Here is a 24,719-nt window from a genome sequence, read left to right on the forward strand (position 1 = left end):
TGGGTGACCACTTGCCCCTACGGGTCGCTTCGCCGACTGTTTGGGGGAAGTGCGTGAGCCGCCGACGCCCTACAGCTTGTAGCCGCTCGCCAGGATCTTGGCGTGGACCGCCTTGGTCAGCTTGATGTAGCCCTTGCTCGGATCGCGGAAATACAGCGGGTCCTTGATCTTGGCCGGATCGAAGCCTTCCTGGACCAGGTCGATCTTGCGGTACTTGAAGGTGCCGGTGGTCTCGATCTCGGGCTGCAGGCGCACGAAGATCGGGCGGGCGTAGGCCGGCAGCTCGCGGTCGACATATTCGGCCAGGCCGCCGATCTCGAACTCGGGCCCGACGACCAGCGAGGCCATGCCCGCCTTGCCGTCCAGGTCGCCGATGGTCACGCCGTAGACGTTGACCTCCTTGACGCCGGGCACCGCCGACAGGCGCTCGGACACCTCGCTGGTGGCGACGTTCTCGCCCTTCCAGCGGAAGGTGTCGCCGATCCGGTCGACGAAGTAGAGGTAGCCGTCGCCGTCGGACCGCATCAGGTCGCCGGTGCGGAACCAGGCGTCGCCCTTCTCGAAGACGTCGTGCAGGATCTTCTTCTCGGTGGCGGCCTTGTCGGCGTAGCCGGTGAAGTTGGAGCGGGCGTCGCCGGCGATGTGGCCGATGCATTCGCCGATCTCGCCGGGGGCGGCCTCGATGCAGCAGCCGTTGGGGCCGCGCACGGGGGTCTCGGTCTCGACGTCGAACTTGACGATGCGGATGTTGAACTTCTTCTTCAGATAGCCCGGGACGCGGCCGATGGCCCCGCGTCGGCCGTCGAAGTTGAACAGCGAGACGTTGCCCTCGGTCGCGCCGTAGAACTCCAGCACGCCGCCGACCTTGAAGCGGTCCAGCATCTGGTCCCAGACGTCGGGACGCAGGCCGTTGCCGAAGATCAGCCGGATCTTGTGGGCGTGCTCGCTGGGCGTTTCGGGGTGGTTGGCCAGGTAGCGGCACAGCTCGCCGATATAGACGAACATCGTGCAGTTCTCGGCGACCACGTCGTCCCAGAAGGCGGTGACCGAGAACTTCTTGCGCAGCACCACCGCCCCGCCGTTCAGCAGGGCCGCGCCCATGGCGCAGAGGCCGCCGGTGGCGTGGTAGAGCGGCAGGGTCACGTAGATGCGGTCGGTGGCCCGCGCGTCGGTCGAGCCGGCGAAGCCGCGCATGTAGAGCTGGGCGCGCATGTGGGTGATGCGCGCGGCCTTGGGCATGCCCGTCGTGCCGCTGGTGAAGATGTAGAGCGCGGTGTCCTTGGCGGTCAGGCCGTTGCGGGCCGTCAGGCGGTCGGGGCGCAACTGGCTGCAGCTCTTCAGCGCGTTGGCCAGGTCGCGCTGGTCGCCCTGAGCCGGGCCCAGCACCCACTGCTGGACGTGGCGGCCCAGCGTGCTCTTCACCTGCTCGAAACAGGGAGAGGTCTCGGGATCGACGATGCAGTGCAGGGCCTGGGAGATGTTCAGGCAGTGGGCCAGAGCCGGGCCGGTCAGCTGGTTGTTGATCAGGGCGGTGGCCACGCCGACCTTCGACAGACCGTACCAGATCGCCAGGTATTCCAGGCGGTTGGGCATGAACAGCGCCACGGTCTGACCGCGGGTGATGCCCTGCCCCTTGGCCCAATGGGCGTAGCGGTTGGCGATACCGTCCAGCTCGGCATAGGTCACCGACCGGCCTTCGAAGACGATGGCCTGGCTGTCGCGCCACTTGTCGACCGCCGCCTCCAGATCGTCGCAGATCAGGTTGGTGCTGTCCGGCGCGATGGATTTCACGCGCTTAAGGGTTCGCGAGAGTCCCTTCAGGAACTTCAACTCGCGCTTCAACCTGGCCGGCAAACTCATCGACGCACTCCGTTCAAACAACCATTGGAGAGCGACGAGCGACCGGTCAAGACGTGCCGGCGGCTCGATTTGCCGAAGTGGACGACAATCGGAAATGCACTTGGCCGCGGGTGAAATCCAGCGCCACCGATTCGAAGGCGTTGAGGATGTCGATCCCGATCAGGATCGCCGGTCGATGAACCAGGTCCCAATACTCGAAGGTATGGACCGGGCCGAACACCACCGGCACGTCGCGGATGATGATCCTGCCCAGGCTGAGGCTCTTGAGCGCGGCCAACCGGCCTTCCAGGGTCTGGCCGGTCAGGCTGACCAGCTGGATGTCGGCCCAGTCGCTGGTCACGTTCCGGCTGCGCATCGCCTGGCGCATCAGGGCCATGTTCCCGACGGTGGTGGTCGAGCCAGTGTCGATGAAGGCCAGCACCGGGGCGCCCCCCACGGCCGCGTCGATCAGGTGCAGGCCGCTGCGGCGCGCCTTCACCGGCACGCTCACGGTATATTCGTCGGTGTTCGGCGGGACCGACCCCACCCGCATCTGGTCGCGGGCGAAGTCGAGGATCAGCCCCTGCCCGCCCAGCCAGTCCAGGCCCAGGACGCCGGGAGCTTGAACGAATCGTCCGGGCAGGACCGACAGGGTGAGGCCGCGCCGCACCCGGCGGCCGACGGCGATCGTCTGGACCTTGACCGTTCCCACCGTCTCGACGCCGGCGATGCCGTGCAGGCTGACCGAGCCGCTGATCGGCAGGTCCAGCACGGCGGCCAGCTCGCTGGAGATCACCGAGGCGTTGGCGCCGGTGTCGACCAGGAAGGGATACGGCCCTTGCCCGTTGATCTTGGCCTGGACGGTCAGGCGTCGGGTGAAGCCCTGGATCTTGGTGGGATCGACGGGCGGGTCCGGCAGATCGAGAGCGGCGGCCGGAAGCGCGGGCGCTAGACCGGCCATGGCGAGCATCGCCGCCAGCCGTCGTCGCGAGAACTCGGGACTGTCCACGGAAACAGCCTCCTTCCAGAGGAAGGAGGCTATACCCTGCTCGACACCTTAGCCAGAACTTCGAAGACCGACGTTATCCCGTCGCGAGGCGACGCTGGTCGTCGCGCGCCGACTTCAGCTTCTCGGCCACCAGGAACGCCAGCTCCAGGGCCTGCTCGCCGTTCAGGCGCGGATCGCAGTGGGTGTGGTAGCGGTCGGCGAGATCGCCTTCCGACACCGCCCGCGCGCCGCCCAGGCACTCGGTGACGTTCTGGCCGGTCATCTCCAGGTGCACGCCGCCGGGGTGGACGCCCTCGGCGTTGGCGATCTCGACGAACGACTTCACCTCCGAGAGGATGCGGTCGAACGGCCGGGTCTTGTAGCCGGTCGAGGCCTTCAGCGTGTTGCCGTGCATCGGGTCGGTGGCCCAGACCACCGAACGGCCGGCGGCCTTGGTCGCCTTCATCAGACGCGGCAGGCGGTCGGCGATCTTGTCCGAGCCGAAGCGACCGTACAGGGTCAGGCGGCCCGGTTCGTTCTGCGGGTTCAGCACGTCGATCAGCCGCAGCAGGTCGTCGCCTTCCATGGTCGGACCGCACTTCAGGCCGATCGGGTTCTTCACGCCCCGCATGAATTCGATGTGGGCGCCGTCCAGCTGACGGGTGCGCTCGCCGATCCACAGCAGGTGGGCGCTGGTGTCGTACCAGTCGCCCGAGGTGCTATCGACGCGGGTCATGGCTTCCTCGAAGCCCAGCAGCAGGGCCTCGTGGCTGGTGAAGAACTCGACCCGGCGCAGGTCGGGCTGGGTTTCCGGCGTGACGCCGACCGCCGACATGAAGGTCAGGGCTTCGCTGATCTTTTCCGACAGCTCGCGGTATCGCGCGCCCTGCGGGCTGTCGCCCACGAAGCCCAGCGTCCAGCGGTGGATGTTGTAGAGGTCGGCGTAACCGCCGCTGGCGAAGGCGCGCAGCAGGTTCAGCGTCGCGGCCGACTGGCCGTAGGCGCGCAGCAGGCGGTCCGGGTCGGGAATCCGATCCTCGGGCGTGAACTCCATGCCGTTGATGTTGTCGCCCCGATAGGACGGCAGGGTCACGCCGTCGATCGTCTCGATCGGTTCGGAGCGCGGCTTGGCGAACTGGCCCGCGATGCGGCCCACCTTCACCACCGGCTTGCCGCCGGCGAAGGTCAGCACCACCGCCATCTGCAGGATCAGGCGGAAGGTGTCGCGGATGTTGTCCGCGTGGAATTCCTTGAAGCTTTCGGCGCAGTCGCCGCCCTGCAACAGGAAGGCGCGGCCCTCGGCCACTTCGCCCAGGGCCGACTTCAGCCGGCGCGCCTCGCCCGCAAAAACCAGCGGCGGCATCTGACGAAGAGTCTGCTCCACACGGTCGACCGCACCCGCATCCGGGTAGTCGGTCGGGACGTGTTTCGCAGGCATGGCTCTCCACGACGACGGGGTCCAACGGCTGGTCATGACGGTCTCGAACTTCTCAAAAGGGAGCGGCTTTTATCCTAACCGCTATGGAAAGGCAAAATCATTGCGACGAAAGGGGGAAAATCAGCCCAACGGGGTAAGTTCGTCCAAGCTGGTCCATTGCGGGGCCAGCGAACGGGCCAGGCCGCAGGCGATCAGGGTCAAGGCGCCCAGGGCCAGCCACCATTCCTGCCAGACCCCGAAGCTCAGGCCGCCGATCACCAGATAGCTGACGAGGGCGGCGGCGGCCATGGCGGCCTCGGCCCGCGATCGTTCGCTGAGCCGCACCACCCCATAGGCCAGCCAGCAGAAGAACACGCCCGCCAGGGCCGCGCCGATCGCGCCCAGCTCCAGCCACAGCTGGAGTTCCGCGTTGTGGGTGTGCAGCGGGATGGCCGGGCCGAAGCTGCGGCTGGCGTCCAGACCCCAGCCTCGGAAGGGATGGCTCTGAACATGGTCGGCGGCGAACGTCCAGATGTTCAGCCGGGAATCCCACGAGGCCGGAACCAGCTTGTGCAGCCACGCGACGAAGCCCGTCTGGACTCCGATCAGGACGGCCAGGGGCGCCACCACGAACGGTGTGGCCACCAGACCGACCAGCACCTTGGCCGCCGTCTGTCCGAAGCGGTGGACCAGCAACCAGATCACCCCGCCCGCCGCCAGGGCGACCAGACAGGCGTCCGAGCTACAGACCAAGGAGGTCAGGATCATGCCCGCCGCCAGCAGCCAGATCAGGGGGAAACGCGAAAGCCGCGCCAGGATCAGCGCCGCCGGCCAGAACAGCAGCGCCAGCACGTAGGTCGACAGCGAGACCTTGACCATCGCCAGGTCCGGGCGGATCGCCTCGCCGGTCAGCGCGTGCAGTCGCTGGTAGACCGCGGCGCCGCTCAACGAGTCCAGCGCGGCGATCACGGCCAGGGCCACCATGCCGTAGGCCAGCACCACCGCCCCGCGCCGCGCGCCGGCCTCCGGCAGTCCGCGCAGGGCCACGACGGCCGCGCCGTAGGTGGCCAACTGCAGGAACAGCTTCAGGGCGGTCAGGGTCTCGATGTCGCCGTAGTCCTTGAGCTTCGACGCGTCGATCGCCACCGGGCTCCAGGTCATGCCGACCGCCGCCCACAGGGCCAGGGCCACCAGGATCAGGAGCGGCGGCGCGGCGGCGCGGGTCAGCTTCAGGCCCGGCAGGGCCAGCAGGCCGGTCAGGGCCAGCAGCGGCGCGAAGCCCAGGGGCGCCAGATAGGCCAGCAACGGCGTCATCACCGTGACGAAGATCGCGACCCCGGTCAGCCAGGGCGCGCGGCGCGCCGGGGCGTCGGCGGACGCGTCCCCTCGAACGGTCGACTCGATCGGCGACGTCGCGGTCATACGGTCCCCATTTCCGAGGGCTTGTACTTCTCGCGCATGGTGACCAGCTCCTCGGCCAGGGTCGGGTGGACCGCGCAGGTGGAGTCCCACTGGGATTTGGTCACGCCCATCTTCACGGCGATCGCGGCCATCTGGATGATCTCCGGCGAATCCGGCCCGACGACGTGCACCCCGACCACCTTCTCGTCGTCCTGCTTGACCACCAGCTTCATCAGGCAGCGGTCCTGACCGCCGTAGAAGACGCTCTTCATCGGCCGGAACACGGCGCGATAGATGTCGACCTTGCCGAATTTGTGACGCGCCTCGGCCTCGGTCATGCCGACCGCGCCGATCGGCGGCTGGGAGAACACCGCCGAGGCGACCATGTCGTGATCGAAGCTGGTCGGATTGTCGTAGAACTCGGTCTGGGCGAAGGCCGCGCCCTCGCGGATCGCCACCGGCGTCAGGTTGATGCGGTCGGTGACGTCGCCCACCGCCCAGATGTTCTCGGCGGTCGTCCTGGATTGCTCGTCGACCACGATCGCGCCGCGGTCGTTGAGCTTCACGCCCACCTTGTCCAGGCCCAGCCCCTCGACATAGGGGTCCCGCCCGGTGGCGAACATCACCGCGTCGGTCTCGAAGGTCAGCTCGTTGTTGAGCTTGCTGAGCAGGCCGGTCTCGGTCTTCTCCAGGCTCTCGTGCGAGCAGCCCAGCACCACCTTGATCCCGCGCTTCTCCAGTTCCTCGGCCAGGTGCATGCGCACGTCGTCGTCGAAGCCGCGCAGGATGTTGGCGCCGCGATAGAGCAGCGTGGTCTGCACGCCCAGGCCGTTGAAGATGCTGGCGAACTCGACGGCGATATAGCCGCCGCCGACCACCATCACCCGCTTGGGCAGGGTCGGCAGGTGGAAGGCCTGGTCAGAGGTGATGCCCAGCTCCGCGCCCGGGAAGTCCGGCTTCCAGGGCCGGCCGCCGGTGGCGATCAGGATCTTGCGGGCGGTGTAGCGGCCCGCGTCTTTCGACCCCTCCTTGGGCAGAACCTCGACGGTGTGCTTGTCGACGATCTGGGCCCGGCCGTGCAGCAGGTGCGCGCCCGCCTTCTGCAGGTTGGTGACGTAGATACCCGACAGGCGGGCGATCTCGACGTCCTTGTCGTGCAGGAAGCCCTTCCAGTCGAAGCTGGCCTCGCCGATCGTCCAGCCGTAGCCCTTGGCCGTCTTCAGCTGGCTGGTGACCTCGCTGGCGTAGACCATGAACTTCTTGGGCACGCAGCCGCGGATCACGCAGGTGCCGCCCACCCGGTATTCCTCGGCCACGGCCACCTTGGCGCCGCTCATGGCGGCCAGGCGCGCGGCACGCACGCCGCCCGAGCCGGCGCCGATGACGAAGAGGTCGAAGTCGTACTCAGCCATCGCGGCGCTCCGGGATCACATAGTCGGGTCGGGCTCAGCCGTGAGCCCGGAAGAGGGCGGATATGGGTCTAGGGGACCAGCTTGACCACCCCTTGGTCGGTTCCGATCAGGGCTTCGTCCGCCAGGTCGAGGAACAGGCCGTGATCGACGACGCCGGTCACGGTCTTCAAGGCCGCCGCCAGGGCGGCCGGTTCGGCGATCACGCCGGACGGCAGATCGTAGATCACGTTGCCGCCGTCGGTGACCACGATGCCCCGGTCGGCCATGCGCAGGCGCGGCGGCAACAGCTCGAACTCGGCGGCGATGTCGGCCAGCCGATGGCCGGTATGGACATGGCCGAAGCGCACGACCTCGATCGGCAGCGGGAACTTGCCCAGGTGATCGACCTTCTTGGCGGCGTCGGCGATGACCACGCAGCGCTTGGAGGCCTCCCAGACCAGCTTCTCGCGCAGCAGGGCCGCGCCGCCGCCCTTGATCAGCGACAAGCCCGGACCGACCTCGTCGGCGCCGTCCACGGTCAGGTCGATCGACTTGACGTCGTCCAGCGCCGCCAGCGGGATGCCCAGCTCGCGGGCCAGGTTGGCGGTGGCTTCCGAGGTCGGCACGCCGCGGATGTCCAGCTTGCGCGCGGCCAAGGCTTTCACGAACCAGGCCGCCGTCGAGCCCGTGCCCAGGCCCACGACCATGCCGGCCTCGACGAGTTCGGCAGCGGCCTCGCCCGAAATTCGCTTCTGATCGTCGGCGCTCATTTCTTCCCCTTCTTGGCCAGCTTGAGGGCGCGGAACTTGGCCGCCCAGCCCGGCTTGTCGCTCTGCGGCGCGCGGCTCAGGGCCAGGGCCCCGTCCTCGACGTCCTTGGTGATCACCGAGCCCGAGCCGGTCATCGCCCCTTCCCCGACCCGCACCGGGGCCACCAGGGCGGTGTTGGAGCCGATGAAGGCGTTCGCGCCGACGTGGGTCTCGAACTTGTCGAAGCCGTCGTAGTTACAGAAGATCGTGCCGGCCCCGATATTGGCTTTTGGGCCAATCGAGCCGTCGCCCAGGTACGACAGATGGTTGGCCTTTGCCCCCGCCCCGACCTTGACCTTCTTGACCTCGACGAAGTTGCCGATGTGGGCGTCCGGACCGATGTCCGCGCCCGGCCGGAGACGGGCATAGGGACCGATCAGGGCCCCCTCGCCGACCGCCGCGCCTTCCAGGTGGCTGAACGCCTTGATCACCGCGCCCGTGGCGACGCTGACGCCGGTCCCGAAGACCACGAACTGCTCGACCGTGACGCCGGCGGCCAGTTTGGTGTCCCAGCTCAGGTGCACGGTGTCCGGGGCCGGCATGGTCACGCCCTCGACCAGGAAGGCGGACCGGCGGGCGGCCTGCCAGACCGCCTCGGCCGCGGCCAGCTCAGCCTGGGAATTGACGCCCTGCACGGAGGCTTCCGGCGCGAAGGCGGCGCGGGTCGACAGTTCGCGGTCATGCGCCAGGCCGACCACGTCGGTCAGGTAGTATTCCTGGTTGGCGTTGTCGTTGCCGACATTGGCCAGCAAGTCGAACAGCAGGGCGCGGTCGGCGGCCAGGACGCCGGAATTGCAGTGCTTGACCTGCTTGACGGCGGCGTCGGCGTCCTTGGCCTCGACGATCCGCAGCAGCACGTGGCCGGGGGCAAGGATCAGTCGGCCATAGGCGCCGGGATTGGCAGCCTCGAAGCCCAGCACCGCCACGTCCGCGCCCCCCCCCCGCGAAGAACCGGCCCGCAGGTCGAACAGCGGCTCGATCGTCGGGGCGCTCAACAGCGGGCAGTCGGCGAAGGTCACCACCACGTCGCCGTCGAAGTCGGCCAGGACGTCGCGGGCGGCCAGCACGGCGTGGCCGGTGCCCTGGGGCGGATCCTGCAGCACGGTCGCGCCCTCGCCCAGGCGCTTCCTGGCATGCTCGCCGACCTGCGGGCTGTGGGCGCCGACCACCACGACGATGCGCTCGCAGTTCAGGGCCTCGGCGGTGTCGATCGCGTGGTCCAGCAAGGTCCGGCCGCCGATCCTGTGCAGCACCTTGGGCGTCGGCGACTTCATCCGCGTGCCCTGGCCGGCGGCCAGGATGACGGCGGCGCGCGGGCGGGCCGGCGAAGAAACCGAATTGGTCATGGACGAAGCGACTCCCGAAGCACGGACCAAAGTTGCATTAGCCGCGCGTTTAGCCGAAAGGCCAGAGCCATGCATGCCCAGAACGACATTCCCAAGGCCGACATTCTGCGCGGCGCGACGATCGCCTTCGACCTCGACGGCACCCTGGTCGACACCGCCCCGGACCTGGTGGCCTCGCTGAACATCATCCTCGCCGAGGAAGGCCTGCCGCCCCTGCCGTTCGACGACGTGCGCAAGATGGTCGGGCGCGGGGCCAAGGCCCTGCTGGAGCGCGGCTTCGCGGCCGCCGGCGCGCCGCTCGACGCGGACCAGGCCCCGGCCCTGGTCGAGCGCTTCATCGCCCTCTACCTCGGCCGCATCGCCCACGAGAGCGCGCCCTTTCCCGGCGTGGTCGAGACCCTGGTCGCGCTCCGGGCGGCGGGCGCGAAACTGGCGGTCTGCACCAACAAGCTGACCCACCTGTCGGTCGCCCTTCTCGACGCCCTGGACCTGACCCAGTATTTCGACGCCGTGGTCGGCGCCGACAGCGCCCCCGCCGCCAAGCCCGACCCGCGCCACGTGCTGGCGACGATCGCGGCGGTCGGCGGCGATCCGGCCCGCGCCGTGATGGTCGGCGACAGCATCAACGACGCCCTGGCCGCCAAGGCCGCCGGCGTCCCGACCCTGCTGGTCACGTTCGGCTACACCGAGGCGCCGGTCGAGACCCTGGGCGGAGATCTGTTGATAGATGCCTTCTCCGACGTCCCGTCGGCCTGCATCACGCTTTTGACCTCTTGCGGTCCCGGAAACGCCGGGCTATAGGCCCGTCCCTCTCGCGGCGAGGTCCTTGAACCTCACCGACACGGCGGATGCTTAGCTCAGCGGGAGAGCACCTCGTTCACACCGAGGGGGTCGCAGGTTCAATCCCTGCAGCATCCACCATTTCCCCCGATGATCCTGAAACTTGTTTCGAGCCGCGGACCGCACGCGCCGTCGGCGTCGTTCGTCGCCGTTCGACGCTGATGCGCCCAGCGACGAGGCGAATGCACTCAAGAGTAGCGCAACAGCTCCACTCATCTTTTAGTCTTGTTAAGCGTCGATTTCCGTCGTTCTCTAGGTCACGCTTGGGGGGCCGAGCATGACGCCAGAACTGTCAAACCTCATCGCGACGATCTCCGCCCGATCCCCTCCTCGCGCTCGCCCGTCGATCCGCAACAGAGGTAGGACAAGATGATCCCTCCCAGCCGCCGGTCCCTGACCGCCTCGCTCTTCGCCCTGACCGCCGTCACGGCCATGGCGGGCTGCAAGCCCGCGCCTGCGCCCCCGCCCCCGGCTCCGCCCGCCGTCCAGATCACCGAACCGGAGGTCCTCGCCGCGCAGAAGGCCTGGGGCGACGCGCTGGTGGCCATCTCGCAGGCCTATGAGACCGGCGGTATCGAAAAGGCCAAGCCGCTGGCCAGCGAGGTGATCGACAAGGCCTACGGCTACAACATGGGGCCGGTGCTGTTCAAACCGACCCTGACCCAGGAACCCCAGACCTTCCGCCTGACCAAGGAAGGGGCCCTGTCCTATTTCGTCGGCCACGACCCCGCCTATCCCCACGACGACGGCTTCGCGCTCAAGGGCTGGCGCTCGGTGGCGGTCCGCAACGTCGGGATCCAGATCAACGGCGCCGTCGCCAACACGATGGGCAACGTCTCGATGACCGACAAGGACGGCAAGGTCACCACGGTCGACAAGACCTGGACCTTCAAGAAGGACGACAAGGGCGTGGTGCGCATCATCCTGCACCACTCCTCCCTGCCCTACACCGGCCCGGAAAAGCCCGTCCTCCGTGCGCCCCTGGTCCTCAAGCGCCCTGTGACCGTCAAGCAACCGTAAAGGCGTCGAAGGGCAGCGCCGCCAGGAAGTCGGCGGCGTCGAAGGCCTCGCCCGGCGCCAGGGCGCCGCTCGCAACGCCGTCGGCGAGCAGGCGCTCGACGGCTTCGCAGACCAGCGGCGCGGTGAACCCGTAGATGTCTCGGCCGGCGGCGGTCGCGCGCCGCGTCTGGTCGCCGCGCCGCACGATCGCCTCGACGACGAACTTCTGGGCCGACAGCCCGCGCTCGTCGACGGCGGTCGGCGGCGGGGTCGCCGCGTCCCGGATGTCCTTCAGCGCCGTCTCGCTGAGATAGGTGTCCAGTCGCGCGGTCTTCAGGTGCCGGGCGACGACGACCACCTCGGAGAACGGCACCGCGATCATGGCCTGGGATCCGACCGGTTCCGGGAAGGTCCAGGTCGTGCGCGGCGGTGGATTGGCCAGCGGCGCCAGCCGCCCCTCGACGATCACCTGGCGTGGCGCGGTGTTGCGGGCCCCGGTGATCCGCGTGCCCTCGGTCGGCCACCAGTGGTCGAGCCCGATGCCGATCTGGATGTCGTCAGCCTCGGCCCAATCGCCCATGGCCGCCGTGGCCAGAAGGTCGGCCAACCCGCCGTAGAAGCCCATGGCCGGCAGGGCGACCAGGCCGGCCGCGCGGGCCGGGCCGTCGAACCGGTCGAACACCGTCTGGGCGCTGGGCTGCTCGGCCGAGACGTCGATGTAGTGGGCGCCCGCCCGCAGCGCCGCCGACGCCACCGCCTCGGCGGTGTCCATGAACGGCCCCGCGCAGTTGATCACCGCCGCCACGCCCTCGAACGCCCGGTCAAGCGCGGCGGCGTCGTCGACGCTGGCCGTGCGGATCGCGACGTCGCCGCCGGGAAAGGCGGCCCGGAGCGCCTCGGCCCGCCGTCCGACCGCCACGGGCGCCAGGCCCCGCCGCAGAAGCTCGTCGACCACGAACCGCCCGGTGTGGCCCGAGGCCCCGAACACGGCCACCCGATGCCTGGAAGTCTCGAAATTCGTCATGGCGCAACCTCGCTACAGACCTGTCTGTTCCGCATAGCTACAAACAGGTCTGTAGCGTGTCAACCGGCGCCGTGCTAGGAGGGGCTGGAGGTGTCGTGATGCAGCAAGATTCCGGACGTTCGACGTCCACCAACAATCCGGCCGCCGCCAAGACCGGCGACGCGGTCCGCGAGCGCATTCTCGAGACGGCCTCGAGCCTGTTCTACCGGGAGGGCGTGCGCGCGGTCGGGGTCGATCTGGTAGTCGCGGAGGCCGGCGTCGCCAAGACCAGCCTCTATCGTCACTTCCGCACCAAGGACGACCTGATCGCCGCCTTTCTCGAACGCGAGGACAAGGACTTCTGGCGCACCTGGGACGAGGTCACGCGGCGACACCCCGACGATCCGTCGGGCGAGCTGCAGGCTCATATGGACTGGATTGGCGAGCGGGTCGGGCGGCCCAAATATCGCGGCTGTCCGCAATTGAACGTCGCCGCCGAATTTCCCCAGGCCGAGCATCCGGCCAGGCTGGTCGCCACCGCGCACAAGCTTGAGCTGAGGCGTCGGCTGCTCGACATCGCCCAGCGGATGGGCGTCGCCCGCTCGGAAGAGCTGGCCGGACAGCTGGCGGTTCTGATCAACGGGGCCTTCGTCAGCACGCCGATCCTGTCGACGGCCGAGGCGAAGGGGCTGCTGCAACGCGCGGCCCAGGCCCTGGTCGAGGCCGCGCGCTGACACGCCTTCGCCGCCACCGTCCAGACCCAAGGGGTTGGAGCGGTGACGGCTCGGGGATCGCGATCGTCGGCTCAGTTCGCCGGCGCGTTGGCCTTGCTGATCAGGATCGTCACGGTGACGCGACGGGCTTCGGCCGCGGTCTTGGGCGGATCGGGATCCTGGGCGACGGAGTCTTCACCCAGGGCGGTCGCCGGGACGATGTAGGGCGGCACGATGGCGCAGCTCTCGATCAGGTAGGACTTCACGGCCGCCGCGCGGCGGGCGCTCAGGCGCTTGTTGGCGGCCGCGTCGCCGGTCGGGTCGGCGCGACCGACCACGGCCAGGCGGAAGCCGCTCTTGATGCCCTTGGCCTTCGCGGCGATGTCCTGCAGGTCCTGCTTGCCTTGGGCCGAGATCGTGGCGCTGCCCACCTCGAAGAACACCTTGGCCCGGCCGGCCGGCACCAGGTTGCCGACATTGTTCAGCCGCTCTTCCTGCTCGGCGATCGCCTGCTTGTTGGAGGCGACGCCGGCTTCGGTCTGGGACAGGCCGGCCGAGATCTGCTTGGCGGTCTTCAGATCGGACTTCTTGAAGGTGATGGATTGGGCGACCAGGCCATCGGCGGACGGCAGCCCCCTGAACTCGATGGCCAGGCCGCGGATCAGGTCCTCGGTCGAACCGCTTTCGCGCTGCAGGACCCCCGCGCCGGCGGTGACCGTGATCTTGGTGTCCGGCGTCAGGGCGAGGGTCTGCTCTTCCGCGCCCATCCTGACGACGAGACTGTTGTCGGCATGCGAAACGATCATGCCCTTGTAGACTTGGGCCTCCTGGGCAAATCCGAGTCCAGGGACGGCCATCAGGACCGCCCCGAGCATAGCTGCCATCGCTTTGCGGATATCCATGTCGCGCGTTCTCCATCGCCCGCGCGCCCGGCCCGCGATGCGGCGGCGCCCTCGCAACGCAGGGTCGCCGTGGTGGTACGCCCGGCACAGCTCGCGCGACATCCGTTAGACACCTGAGCCCGGGGCAGGCCATCCCCCGAGGCGGAGCAGACCTGCCGGTCGATTTTGACGTATCGCCAGCTCTTGTTGCGCCAGCTCCACAGGCGCGCGATGTTGCGCCTTCGGCGACATCGTCGCCTCGCGGAACCTCATCGGAGAACTCGGGGTTCCACCTTCAGCGCAGCACTTCCAGGACATGTCGGACTTAATGCCATCTCGTCGCTTGATCGACCTCGACCAGGCCACGCGCTTCCAGCTGCTGATCGACGCGGTCAAGGACTACGCCATCTACCTGCTCGACGCCGAGGGGCGCGTCGCGACCTGGAACACCGGCGCCCAGCTGTTCAAGGGCTACACGGCCGACGAGATCATCGGCCGGCATTTCTCGACCTTCTACACCGACGAGGACCGCGCGACCGGTCTGCCGGAGCGTGCGCTGCGGACCGCCGCCGAGGCCGGCCGATTCGAGGCCGAGGGCTGGCGGGTGCGCAAGGACGGCACGCGCTTCTGGACCCACGTGGTGATCGACCCGGTGATCGATGAAGGCGAGGTGGTCGGCTACGCCAAGATCACCCGCGACGTCTCGGAACGGCGCGCGACCGACCAGGCGCTGTACGAGAGCGAGCAGCGCTTCCGACTCCTGGTCGAGGGCGTCAAGGACTACGCCATCTACATGCTCGACCCGGACGGCGCCGTCACCAACTGGAACGCCGGGGCGGAGGCGATCAAGGGCTACACCGCCGGCGAGATCGTCGGGCGGCACTTCTCGCTATTCTACACGCCCGAGGACCGTGAGGCCGGCCTGCCGGCCGCAGCCCTGGCCACGGCGCTCCGCGAGGGCAAGTTCTCCGGCGAGGCCCAGCGCGTGCGCAAGAGCGGCGAACGGTTCTGGGCCAGCATCCTGATCGATCCCATCCACGACGAGACCGGCCGGCTGCTGGGCTTCGCCAAGGTGACCCGCGACATCACCGAGAAGCGCCAGGCCGAGGAGGAGCTAGAGCGCTCCCGCGAGGCGCTGGTCCAGGCCCAGAAGATGGAGGCGATCGGACGGCTTACCGGGGGCGTCGCGCACGACTTCAACAACCTGCTGACCGTGATCCGCGCCTCGGCCGATTTCCTGCGCCGACCGAACCTGCCCGAGGAAAAGCGCGTCCGCTATGTCGAAGCGATCGCCGAGACCGCCGACCGCGCCGCGACCCTGACCGGACAGCTCCTGGCCTTCGCCCGCCGCCAGCCCCTGCAGCCGGAAGTCTTCGACGTTTGCGCGCGCCTCTGGGGTCTTCACCGGATCATCGGCAGCACGATCGGCTCGTCGGTGACCATCGAGACGGACCTTCCCGAGACCCAACACGTCGTCGAGGCCGATCCCAGCCAGTTCGACACCGCGGTCCTCAACATGGTCATCAACGCCCGGGACGCGATGCCGCGCGGCGGAACCATCAGGATCAGCGCCAGGACTGTCGACGGCGTCCCCGCGGTTCGGGGCCACGCGGCCGCCAGCGGGGCGTTCATCGCCGTCGACATCGCCGACGACGGCACAGGCATGCCGCCCGAGACGCTCAAGAAGATCTTCGAGCCGTTCTTCACCACCAAGCCGGTCGACAAGGGCACGGGGCTGGGCCTCAGCCAGGTCTACGGCTTCGCCAAGCAGTCGCGGGGCGAGATCGACGTCGAGAGCCGGCTAGGCGTCGGCACGACCTTCACGCTCTACCTGCCCAGCGCCGAGGGGCAGGCCCTGCCCCCTACCTCTCCCGTCGCCGCCCTGGTCGACCTGTCGACGGTGCCCCGGCGCAGCGTCCTCCTGGTCGAGGACAACGAGGGGGTCGGCAAGTTCGCCGCCGGCCTGCTGAAGGAACTGGGCCAGACCGTCACCTGGGTCGGCGACGGCCAGGCCGCGCTGAAGGCGCTGGCCGGCGACCCCGACGCCTTCGACCTGGTGTTCTCCGACGTGGTCATGCCCGGCATCAGCGGACTGGAACTGGCTCAGGTCATCCAGCAGCGGTGGCCCAAGCTGCAGGTCGTGCTGACCAGCGGCTACAGCCACATCATCGTCGAGCAAGGCGCCGGAGGGTTCCCGTTGGTGCGCAAGCCCTATTCGATCGACGGGCTGCTGACGATCCTGGCGTCGAAACCGAACTAGCTCGGATAGCCGCCGACATCCTTCTCGTCGTCGATCACCCGGCCGGTTCCGTGGCGCACGTCCTGGACGATCCGGCGGTCGACGGCGTCGCGGTCCCAGGGCCGCGCGCCGGCGTTCAGCAGAACCTTGGCCTCGACCCGCCAGGCCGGGATCGCCTCCAGGCCCTCGGGCCACACCGGCGGCTTGTCGAGCAAGTTGATCTTCGGCAGAGGCTCGGTGGGGATGACGCGCGAGGGCGGCATCGGGCGGCCGTCGGCGTAGTTGGCCAGGTTATCGTGCGCATAGAGGTCGAGGTCCCCCTGCCCCTCGACGATCAGGAACGGCAGGCGCAGGTCGGTGGACGCCCCGCCCTTGACCACGTTGCCGACCAGGGCCAGGCGCCCGTTCCGCCAGGTGTGGCCCGTCCATTCCGAGGCGTTGAGCGCGTAGTGCATGGCGCGCGTGCCCGGGTCGTAGATCAGGTTGTTGGCCGACACCGCCTCGACCGCGCCCTTGAACAGCTGGTTGCGCTCGCGATTGTGGGCATAGAGGTTGCCGACGATCAGCACCTGGGTGGCGTTGTCGTGGATCAGGCTGCCCTTGGAGTGCTCGCCCTTGACGTGGCTGGCGTTCGACAGGCCCTCGGCGACGATGTTGTTGCTGAAGGTGATCCGGTGCGAGGTCCCCGCCTGCCACCCCCTTGGATCCTCGCCGCCCGTGAAGCGCGGGCCCGAGGCCGAGAGGTTCTCGTCGGTGGCCCAGCTGATCGAGCAGTGGTCGACGATGACGTCACGGGCCTTCCAGCAGGTGATGCCGTCGACCTCCCAGCCGCCGCGCGCTGGGGCCCCGTCGCGGCCCGCGCGCACCCGCAGGTGGCGGATGATCACGTCGTGGGTCTCGATGGCCAGGCTGCCCTTGATCAGGGTCACGCCCGGCGACGGGGCGGTCTCGCCGGCGATGGTCAGGAAGGGCTCGACGATCTTGATGCTCTTGCGGCCCAGGTCGACGACGCCGGCCACGTCGAAGACCACGGTGCGCGGACCCTTGGCGGTGACGGCGGCGCGGAACGAGCCCGGACCGTCGCCGGCCAGGGTCGTCACCCGGATGACCTGACCGCCGTCGCCGCCGGGCGTGCCGCCGGCCCAACCCAGGCGCTCGAACATCCGCGGCTGGGGGTCCGCCGCGACCGCACCGAGCGCCGGAAGGGCCAGGGCGCCGCCCAGCAGCATCGCCCGCCGTCCGATCTTCGTCCGATCCGTCATGTCGACCTCCCTCAAGATCCGCGCGCCAGCCAGTCGACGGCGTTGGCCAGCCAGCGCCGCTGCAGCGGACCGGCCATGTCGGGCAGACGGTGCACCAGAACCCGCATGCCGTCCTTGCGCGCGATGAAGCTGGCCGCGCCGTTCTTGCGATCGTGGTCGCGGCTGTAGGCGGCGATCACCTCGACGCCTGTTCCGTCGACGACCAGCCCGTTGGACGGCTGCCCCTCGACCTGGTGCAGCACGCTCATGCCCATGTCGACCGGCAGGCCGGCGAAGGTGGAATGGGCGCGTACATAGTTCCAGTTGCCCATCCAGGGGGCGCGCAGGCCGCCGACCTGGCCGGCGTAGTCGAACAGGCCCAGGCCCGATAGCTGCTTGGCGACGCCTTCGGCCAGGCCGTCCTCCTGCACCATGGCCAGCAGCGGCGCGCCGGCCTTGACCGCCGCCAGGACCTCGGGCGGCAGGTCGCCCAGGACCACGACGGGCTTGTCGCCCTTCTTGGGCTGGGCCTCCAGGCCGGTCTGCTCGCCCACCTGGCGTCGAACGATCTCGTCGCTCTTCAGGCCCGAGGCGATGATCCCGTCGTAGCGGACGCCCGGCTTGAAGTCCTCGAGCACCACGCCTGGGACGGCGGCCAGCTGATCGCGCAGGCTGCGGGCGATGCCCGAGACGCCGATCCGCGCGGGCTTGGCCGGCTTCGGCGCCGGTCCGGTCACCCAGATCTCGCGGTCCGAGACGACGTCGCTCAGGGCGATGCGGATCACGTTCAGCCCTTCGCGCCGCAGCGCCGGGGTCCGCACGCTCTCGGCCACCAGGTGGCTGAAGACGTCGGGCGACTGCCCCGCCGGGACCGGCCAGCGGCCCAGGGCCTCGACGCTTCCATCCGGCCCGATCAGGCTGAGCGCCATCTCGCCCGACACGGCCTTGCCGGTGTCGTTGAGCAGATAGAGGTCCAGCTCGGCGCTGTCCCCCGCCGCATAGGCTCGGGCGCGGGGCTTGGCGATCGCCAGCACCGGCCGCAGGCTCTGGCTCATCAGGGCCGGATCGGCCTTGAAGCCGCGCAGCACGTCGACGATGCCCGAATGGTTCTCGATCGCCGTGCTCTCCCAGCCGGAGATGGCGGCGACGTCGACGCTGTCGCCGATGCGGATGTTCTCCAGATACTCGCGCCAGGCCTCGTAGGCCTTGCGGCCGACCGACAGGAACAGGCTCTCGCTGGTCGGGAACGCCTTGTTGAACCCCCAGCGCTCCAGATAGCCGTTGGTCGGGGCGACCACCGCCTTGTGGTCCTCCAGGTCGTAGCTCTTGCCGCCCTTGGCCAGGATCTCGACCAGCATGGCCGCGTGGTTGTCGGCGACCGCGCAGCCCTGCATCTCGCCGAACTCGACGATGAACGGCTTGCCGGTCTGGCGGTGGATGTACTCGTCCTTGCCCGCGTAGAACTTGTCGTACCACTGGTCGCCGGCGCCTTGGTGGTTGACCCACCAGCCGCCCCATTCCTCGACGTCCGAGCGGTAGTAGTGGTCGTCATAGGGCAGGTACATGGCCTGGGCCGCGCCGCGCGCCACGAAGCCGTCGTTGAGGATCACGGCCCGGCTGGGGTCGACGTCGTGGATCGCCTTCAGCACCGCCTGGACGTCGGGATTGGCTAGGTTGGCGCCGATCTCGTTCTGAAGCGTGTACTGGACCAGCGACGGATGCGAGCGGAACGCGCGGGCCATGGCCTTGCACTTCTCGACCATGAAGTCGCGGCTGAAGGTATCGGCCGCCGACAGGCTCTCGCCCGGCTTAAGGTCCTTGCCGATGGCGTGGCGACCGCCGCCGGGCTCCATCACCCGCAGCAGGCCCATCTCGTCCATGGCCGTGAAGACCTCGGGCTTGCCGACGTTGCGGTGGAAGTGCAGCGCGTTGAGGCCCAGGGTCTTGGCCGAGGTCACCTCGCGGCGCGCCAGCTCCGGCGTCGGCCAAAGGCCGTTGAAGCCCCAATAGCCCCACGAGATCGCCGAATAGAGCCGCACCCGCCGGCCGTTCAGGCGCAGCATCGCGTCGGTCCCGACCCCGTCGACGCCGAACCAGCGGAAGCCGAAGCGGACCTCGCGCGTGTCGACCACGTCCTTGCGCTCGGTCCAGCGGAACCGCAGGCGATAGAGTTCGGGCGTCTCCAGGTCCCAGAGCTTGGCGCTCGGCGCCGCCAGGCTGAACCGGACCCGCACGCGCGCGGCGTCGATGGCCTCCAGCGCTTCCAGGCCGACCTCGGCCGGGACCAGGCGGCCGGTGCGGTCGTCGACCAGCTCCAGCCCCGCCTTGGCGCGCAGGCCGGCCAGCCTGGCCGCCACGACCGGCTTGTCGAACGCGACCTCCATGAAGCCCGTCACCCGTCGGGCGTCCGGCGTGTTCAGCACCCAGGCGTCCTCGATCCGGGCCGAGAGGGGGTGGACGCTCAGGGTCAGGCCGCGGTCCAGACCGCCGAAGCCGTGCGAGGCGAACAGCTTGGCCTTGCCCCACATCATGGTGGTGCTGTCGCGCCAGTCGAAGCGGCCGCCGGGATTGGTGATGCGGATCGCCAGGCGGTTGGCCTGGCCCGGTCGCATGGCGGCGGTCAGGTCGCAGTTGATCGGCAGCTCCGACATGATCGAATAGCCGACCAACTGCTCGTTCAGGAACACCTCGGCCCGCAGGCGCGCGCCCCGGATGTTCAGCATCACCCGCTGGCCCTTGGCCGAGGCGGGGATGTCGATGGCCTTGGACCACCAGGACACGCCCTTGTAGGCGCCGTATTGCGGCACGTCGTCGTCCTCGGCGTAGCGGTATTCGTCCGCGCCGTAGGGCCGCGTGCCGAACTTGCCCCACAGGTGCTGCTCGACCGTGGTCGGCAGGTCCACGCGCAGGGCGTCGCCCGAGCCCAGGCTGGCCCAGCCGCCGGTCGGCGGATTGACCGACAGGGCCTTCAGGTCGAACGCCCCGGGCAGGTGGATGGCGTCGTCCTTCCAGGACGCGGCCTGGTCGATCCAGAGGCTCCAGCCCTCGTCGGCGATGGCCAGGGGATCGGCCTCCGCCGCGTTCGCCAAGGCGGGCGCCAGGCTGGCGGCCATGCCCAGGCCGCCGGCGGCCAGGAAGCTTCGTCGGTCTACGCGCATCATCCGGCTCACGGGGCTTGAACTTCAATCAGGTCTTGAAACAGGGCGCTCACGGACGCCATCCGTCGGGGCCGGCCAGGAACACGTCGCGGCTCCAGGCCTTGGCCTCGTCGGCGGTCAGCTGGCGGCTGCGCGGCTCGCGGGTCTTGGGGCTGGCCCCCTGCCCCGTCGAGGCGAACTCGGCGTAGGTCGCCGTACCCAGGGTGTCGGTCTTGCCCGGCGTCCACTCGCGCCAGCCTTCCAGATGCAGGGCCGCGTCGATGCGGGTGCGCATGAAGATGACGGTGGCGTAGGTCCGCCAGGCGCGGCCGAACCAGAGCTCGCCCACCTTCGGGTCCGCGGTGATCCGGCAGCGGTCGAAGACATAGGCGCTGTCCTGCTCGGGCTTGGACTTGCTCTGGGCCGTGATCATCACCGTCTCGTGGGCGATGCCGTGGATGTGGCAGCGATCGAAGAAGGCCTTGGCGTCGCCGAAGATGAAGTCGACGTGGCCCTCGACGTAGCAGTCCTTGAAATACTGACGGCTGGGGGCGGTCTTCTTGCTGGCGGCGTAGAGGGTGTCCTGGGCGCCCAGCAGACGCACCTTCTCCAGAACCGCGCGGTCGGCTGTGATGGCCAGGGCCACGGCCTGGGACGGGCGGGCGTCCTTCAGGTGATAGTCGTTCTGGATGGTCAGGTTGCGGGCCCGGAAGCCATCGCCCGACACGTTGACCGAGGCCGACTTGAACGTGCCGCCGGCGGTGATCGCCCCGTCGCTCCAGACCAGCAACACGTCCTGCGGCCGCTTGCCCTTGCCGATCAGGCGGACGTTCGGCTTGGCGATGGTCAGCTTCTCGCGATACTCGCCGGGCGCCAGCTCCAGGGTCCCGCCCGCCTCCGGCAGGGCGTCGACGGCGCTCTGGACGCTGGAATAGGCTCCGCCCTTCCCGACGCGTAGGGTCGTGGCCCGGGCGTCCAGCCCGACCATCAGAGCGGCTAGCCCGCAAACGACGGCGATCAATCTCTTCACGCTCAGGCTCTCCGCAGCACGCCGTCGCGCGCCGTCAGGCGGACGCGCTGGCCTTGTTTCAGGTCGAGATCGATGCTCGAGGCGCCATAGCGCACGTGGTGGCGACCATCGGCGGCGGCGACGAACACCGCCGTCTCCAGCTTGCCGCGCGACCAGATCACGTCGACGCCGACCGCGCCCCGGGCCCGCAGGCCGGTCAGGCGCCCGGTCGGCCAGGCCGACGGCAGGGCCGGCAGCAGCAGGATCTGGTCGTTGCGGCTCTGTAGGATCATCTCGGTCATGCCCGAGGTCCCGCCGAAATTGCCGTCGATCTGGAACGGCGGGTGGGCGTCGAACATGTTGGGATAGGTCCGCTCGGGACCCAGCAGCAGCGACAGGATCTTGTGGGCCCGGTCGCCGTCGCCCAGCCGCGACCACAGATTCAGCCGCCAGGCGATGGCCCAGCCGGTCGAGATGTCGCCCCGGGTGTTCAGCGACACCTTGGCGGCGTCGGCCAGCTTGGGCGTCGCGTCGATGGCGATCTGGTCGCTGGGAAACACGCCGTACAGGTGCGAGACGTGGCGGTGATGGATGTCGGTCGCGTCGGCGTCCCAGTCCTCCTGCCACTCCTGAAGCTGACCGTCCTTGCCGATCTTGTAGGGGGCCAGCTTGTCGCGCGCGGTCGCCAGCTGGGCGCTGAACTCGGCGTCGGTTCCCAGGATGGCGGCGGCCTTGATGCAGGACGTGAACAGGTCGCGGATGATCGCCTGGTCCATGGTCGGACCGGCCACCAGGGACGAGCCGTGGCCGTGGCTGTTCTCGGGCGAGATCGACGGACTGGTGACCAGCTTGCCGGACTCCGGATCGACCACCAGGGCGTCCAGGAAGAACAGCGCCGAGCCGCGCATCAGCGGATAGACGTCGGCCAGATAGGCGCGGTCGCGGTTGTAGTCGTAATGGTCCCACAGGTGCTTGCAGAGCCAGGCCCCGCCCGTCGGCCAGACCCCGAACTTGGCGCCGTCGATCGGTCCGCTGGCTCGCCACAGGTCGGTGTTGTGGTGGGTGACCCAGCCTCGGGCGTCGTACATCACCTTGGCGGTGCGGGCGCCGGTGACCGACAGGTCGCGGACCATCTCGATCAGCGGCTTGACGCACTGGGCCAGCCCCGTCGGCTCGGCCGGCCAGTAGTTCATCTCGGTGTTGATGTTGATCGTGTACTTGCCGCCCCAGGGCGGCGAGGTCTTGTCGTTCCAGATCCCCTGCAGGTTGGCGGCCTGGCCGCCGGGACGCGAGCAGGCGATCAGCAGGTAGCGGCCGTACTGGTAGTACAGCGCCGCCAGGGCCGGATCGTCGGTGGTCTGCGAGACCTTGATGCGCTCGTCGGTCGGCTTCAGCGCGGCCGTGGTGGTCCCGAAGTCGACGCCGACCCGCCGAAACAGGGCCCGGTGATCGTTCTGGTGACTGGCCAACAGGGCCTGCCAGCGCTTGGTCGAGGCCTTGGCCAGCACCGCGCGGTTGATGGCCGTGGGATCGCCGCTCACGTCGTCGAAGCGGCGATAGCTGGTGGCGGCGGCGATCAGCAGCACCACCTCGTCGGCGCCCGCGACCGACAGCACGCCGTCCTTGGCGCTCAGGGTCCCGCCCTTGTTGAGCACCCGCACGCGGCACTCGAACTTCAGCTGGGCGGCGATCCCCTGCTGCGTGTCGTTGGCGCCGGACAGGACCAGGGTGTCGGGGCCTTCGACGCTGGAGACGGGTTTGGATTTCAGCGGGCTGTCGAACGCCAGGTCGACGGTGATCGCCCTGCCCTTGTCAGCGCTCAGCCGCACCGCGATGACCCGGTCGGGATAGCTGCCGATGACCTGGCGGGTGTAGCCGGTTCCGCCGACCTTGAAGCGGGTCGTGGCGATCGCGCCGTCCAGGTCCAGGTCGCGGACATAGTCCGTCGGCTGACCATCGAGACCTGGGAAGGTCAGCTTCAGTTCGCCGATCGTCTGGTACGACATCTGGCGCTTGGGCGTGGCCATGAAGCGGGCGTCGGCGATCTCGGTCGCCTTGGCGTAGTCGCCGGCGTCGATCAGCGCCCGGATCTCCGGCAGGGCCTTCAGCGCCTCGGGATTGGCCGGGTCATAGGGGCCGCCCGCCCACAGGGTGTCTTCGTTCAGCTGCAGCCGTTCGGTCGCGACGCCGCCGAACACCATCGCGCCCATGCGGCCCGAACCGACCGGAAGCGCTTCGACCCACTCGTTGGCCGGTTGGCGATACCAGAGGCGCAGCGGCGAGGTCGGGGCAGCGGCCCTCGCGGACGTCAGGCCGCCGGTCGCGGCTCCGGCCGCCAGGGCCAGCGTGGTTCCCAAAGTCGTTCTACGGGTCAGCCGCATGGCGAGGTCCTCGGGACGCGAAACTACGGGATCAGGAACCGGCGCAGGGCCGGGACGGCCTTGGCCAGGTCGGCGGTGACGATGGTGGCGAAATAGTCGGCGCCCGTCTCGCCCAGGTGCGTGTAGTCGAACGACAGCTTGGCCTGGCCCATCGGCTCGAGGGCGGCGTTGTTCTGGGCGGTCGGAGCAACCCCGGCCGCCGGTGCGCCAGCCGTCCCGGGCGCCGGCGTGCTGGCCGCGATCGTCGTGCCCGTCCTGGCCGCTTCAAGCACGTGGGCGGGCGGCGGGTTCTGGGCGAAGCGGGTGGCCTCGGCAGCGCCCATGGCCTGGACCGCCGCGTAGCTGTCGGCGTGCAGGTCGACCAGCGGCGCGCCCGTCTCGGCGGCGACCTTGCGCGTCGCCTCGGCCCAGGGGGCCAGGTCGTCGACCAGCTTGCCGTCCTTGAACTGACGCCGGGTCAGCGGGGTGACCAGCACCGGCTTGCCGCCGGCGGCGCGGATCTCTTCGACATAGGCCTTCAGATTGGCCGGAAACTCGATGGCCAAGTCCGTCGACCGGCCGGGCTTGCCGGGCTGGTCGTTGTGACCGAACTGGACCAGCACATAGGTGTCGTTGAAGCCGCCCGACTTGATCTCGTTCAGCGCCAAGGCCCACGATCCCTCCGTCCGGTAGTTGCCGCTGCTGCGCCCGCCCCGGGCCAGGTTGATGCAGGCGGCGAACGAGGTCACGTGCTTGGCGCAGAAGCTGGGGCCCCAGCCGCCCTGCACCGCCGTGGTGGAGTCGCCGACCAGCACGATCTTGATCGCGTTGAAGTGCGGCGGCGGATTGGGAACGGGCGTCTGGGCCTGGGCGCCCGGAGCGGCGATCAGAGTCGCCATGCAGGATCCGAGAAGAAGGGCTGTGAAACGCATCCGTCGTCTCCGGACTCGATACTGGAGAAAGGCGGCGGACAGCCGGGAAGGCCGGCTGTCCGCCAAAGTCACCGCGGGAGGCGGCTTAACAACCGGGGATCGCCTGCTCGCCGCGCGAACCTGGCGCCCCGCGGGTCGGCCGCGACCGGCCCGGTGCGAACACCGGCCGGCCGC

General features: G+C 69.1%; 18 protein-coding genes and 1 tRNA gene. 5 read left to right on the forward strand and 14 right to left on the reverse strand.

Features of this window, described 5'->3' with window-relative positions:
- Nucleotides 1-69: 69 nt before the first annotated feature.
- From AC1DMQ_RS17035 to glmU, 7 genes are all read right to left on the reverse strand, one after another.
- On the reverse strand, nt 70-1,860 hold the full coding sequence (locus AC1DMQ_RS17035; RefSeq protein WP_477034740.1) for a long-chain-acyl-CoA synthetase: 1,791 nt from the start codon (nt 1,858-1,860) through the stop codon (nt 70-72).
- A gap of 46 nt (nt 1,861-1,906) precedes the next feature.
- Nucleotides 1,907-2,848 carry a retroviral-like aspartic protease family protein gene (locus AC1DMQ_RS17040; RefSeq protein WP_477034741.1) on the reverse strand — a complete coding sequence of 314 codons (942 nt, stop codon included), beginning with the start codon at nt 2,846-2,848 and terminating at the stop codon, nt 1,907-1,909.
- Nucleotides 2,849-2,921: 73 nt separating this feature from the next.
- On the reverse strand, nt 2,922-4,301 hold the full coding sequence (locus AC1DMQ_RS17045) for a class II 3-deoxy-7-phosphoheptulonate synthase (protein WP_477034742.1): 1,380 nt from the start codon (nt 4,299-4,301) through the stop codon (nt 2,922-2,924).
- An 84-nt stretch (nt 4,302-4,385) separates the two neighbouring features.
- Nucleotides 4,386-5,666 carry an O-antigen ligase family protein gene (locus AC1DMQ_RS17050; protein ID WP_477034743.1) on the reverse strand — a complete coding sequence of 427 codons (1,281 nt, stop codon included), beginning with the start codon at nt 5,664-5,666 and terminating at the stop codon, nt 4,386-4,388.
- On the reverse strand, nt 5,663-7,057 hold the full coding sequence (gene gor, locus AC1DMQ_RS17055) for a glutathione-disulfide reductase (RefSeq protein WP_477034744.1): 1,395 nt from the start codon (nt 7,055-7,057) through the stop codon (nt 5,663-5,665). The genes AC1DMQ_RS17050 and gor overlap by 4 nt, the downstream gene beginning before the upstream one ends.
- Before the next feature lie 68 nt (nt 7,058-7,125).
- The gene (gene rpiA, locus AC1DMQ_RS17060) at nt 7,126-7,806 is read right to left on the reverse strand and encodes a ribose-5-phosphate isomerase RpiA (RefSeq protein ID WP_477034745.1); all 681 of its coding nucleotides are present in this window, start codon (nt 7,804-7,806) and stop codon (nt 7,126-7,128) included.
- On the reverse strand, nt 7,803-9,191 hold the full coding sequence (gene glmU, locus AC1DMQ_RS17065) for a bifunctional UDP-N-acetylglucosamine diphosphorylase/glucosamine-1-phosphate N-acetyltransferase GlmU (RefSeq protein WP_477034746.1): 1,389 nt from the start codon (nt 9,189-9,191) through the stop codon (nt 7,803-7,805). The genes rpiA and glmU overlap by 4 nt, the downstream gene beginning before the upstream one ends.
- Nucleotides 9,192-9,260: 69 nt before the next feature.
- Here glmU and gph point away from each other — a divergent pair, with 69 nt between their 5' ends.
- The 3 genes from gph to AC1DMQ_RS17080 all read left to right on the forward strand — a co-directional run bounded on the left by gph (nt 9,261) and on the right by AC1DMQ_RS17080 (nt 11,051).
- Complete coding sequence (gene gph / locus AC1DMQ_RS17070; RefSeq protein ID WP_477034747.1) at nt 9,261-9,992, forward strand: phosphoglycolate phosphatase; 732 nt, start codon at nt 9,261-9,263, stop codon at nt 9,990-9,992.
- A 45-nt stretch (nt 9,993-10,037) separates the two neighbouring features.
- Nucleotides 10,038-10,112 (forward strand) — tRNA-Val (locus tag AC1DMQ_RS17075).
- Nucleotides 10,113-10,400: 288 nt separating this feature from the next.
- On the forward strand, nt 10,401-11,051 hold the full coding sequence (locus AC1DMQ_RS17080; protein WP_477034748.1) for a hypothetical protein: 651 nt from the start codon (nt 10,401-10,403) through the stop codon (nt 11,049-11,051).
- On the opposite strand, the gene AC1DMQ_RS17085 is transcribed toward AC1DMQ_RS17080, so the two are convergent.
- On the reverse strand, nt 11,038-12,054 hold the full coding sequence (locus AC1DMQ_RS17085) for a saccharopine dehydrogenase family protein (RefSeq protein WP_477034749.1): 1,017 nt from the start codon (nt 12,052-12,054) through the stop codon (nt 11,038-11,040). The genes AC1DMQ_RS17080 and AC1DMQ_RS17085 overlap by 14 nt on opposite strands.
- A 98-nt stretch (nt 12,055-12,152) precedes the next feature.
- Here AC1DMQ_RS17085 and AC1DMQ_RS17090 point away from each other — a divergent pair, with 98 nt between their 5' ends.
- On the forward strand, nt 12,153-12,767 hold the full coding sequence (locus AC1DMQ_RS17090; protein WP_477034750.1) for a TetR/AcrR family transcriptional regulator: 615 nt from the start codon (nt 12,153-12,155) through the stop codon (nt 12,765-12,767).
- A 71-nt stretch (nt 12,768-12,838) separates the two neighbouring features.
- On the opposite strand, the gene AC1DMQ_RS17095 is transcribed toward AC1DMQ_RS17090, so the two are convergent.
- Nucleotides 12,839-13,603 carry an OmpA family protein gene (locus tag AC1DMQ_RS17095; RefSeq protein WP_477034751.1) on the reverse strand — a complete coding sequence of 255 codons (765 nt, stop codon included), beginning with the start codon at nt 13,601-13,603 and terminating at the stop codon, nt 12,839-12,841.
- A 352-nt stretch (nt 13,604-13,955) separates the two neighbouring features.
- On the opposite strand from AC1DMQ_RS17095, the gene AC1DMQ_RS17100 reads away from it, so the two are divergent.
- Nucleotides 13,956-15,887 carry a hybrid sensor histidine kinase/response regulator gene (locus tag AC1DMQ_RS17100; RefSeq protein ID WP_477034752.1) on the forward strand — a complete coding sequence of 644 codons (1,932 nt, stop codon included), beginning with the start codon at nt 13,956-13,958 and terminating at the stop codon, nt 15,885-15,887.
- Here the strand turns inward: AC1DMQ_RS17100 and AC1DMQ_RS17105 are convergent.
- Genes AC1DMQ_RS17105 through AC1DMQ_RS17125 form a run of 5 tightly spaced genes read right to left on the reverse strand, consistent with a single transcriptional unit; the run spans nt 15,884 to nt 24,512 of the window.
- Nucleotides 15,884-17,128 carry a pectate lyase family protein gene (locus AC1DMQ_RS17105; protein ID WP_477034753.1) on the reverse strand — a complete coding sequence of 415 codons (1,245 nt, stop codon included), beginning with the start codon at nt 17,126-17,128 and terminating at the stop codon, nt 15,884-15,886. The genes AC1DMQ_RS17100 and AC1DMQ_RS17105 overlap by 4 nt on opposite strands.
- An 11-nt stretch (nt 17,129-17,139) precedes the next feature.
- Nucleotides 17,140-20,265: a glycoside hydrolase family 2 TIM barrel-domain containing protein gene (locus AC1DMQ_RS17110; RefSeq protein ID WP_477034754.1), complete on the reverse strand. Its 3,126-nt coding sequence runs from the start codon at nt 20,263-20,265 to the stop codon at nt 17,140-17,142.
- Nucleotides 20,266-20,314: 49 nt separating this feature from the next.
- Nucleotides 20,315-21,274 carry a pectinesterase family protein gene (locus tag AC1DMQ_RS17115; protein ID WP_477034755.1) on the reverse strand — a complete coding sequence of 320 codons (960 nt, stop codon included), beginning with the start codon at nt 21,272-21,274 and terminating at the stop codon, nt 20,315-20,317.
- A 2-nt stretch (nt 21,275-21,276) separates the two neighbouring features.
- On the reverse strand, nt 21,277-23,634 hold the full coding sequence (locus tag AC1DMQ_RS17120) for a glycoside hydrolase family 95 protein (protein WP_477034756.1): 2,358 nt from the start codon (nt 23,632-23,634) through the stop codon (nt 21,277-21,279).
- A gap of 23 nt (nt 23,635-23,657) precedes the next feature.
- Nucleotides 23,658-24,512, reverse strand: a complete 855-nt coding sequence (locus tag AC1DMQ_RS17125; RefSeq protein WP_477034757.1) for a rhamnogalacturonan acetylesterase — start codon at nt 24,510-24,512, stop codon at nt 23,658-23,660.
- Nucleotides 24,513-24,719 lie beyond the last annotated feature (207 nt).

It is taken from the genome of Caulobacter sp. 05L422, from assembly GCF_056397765.1.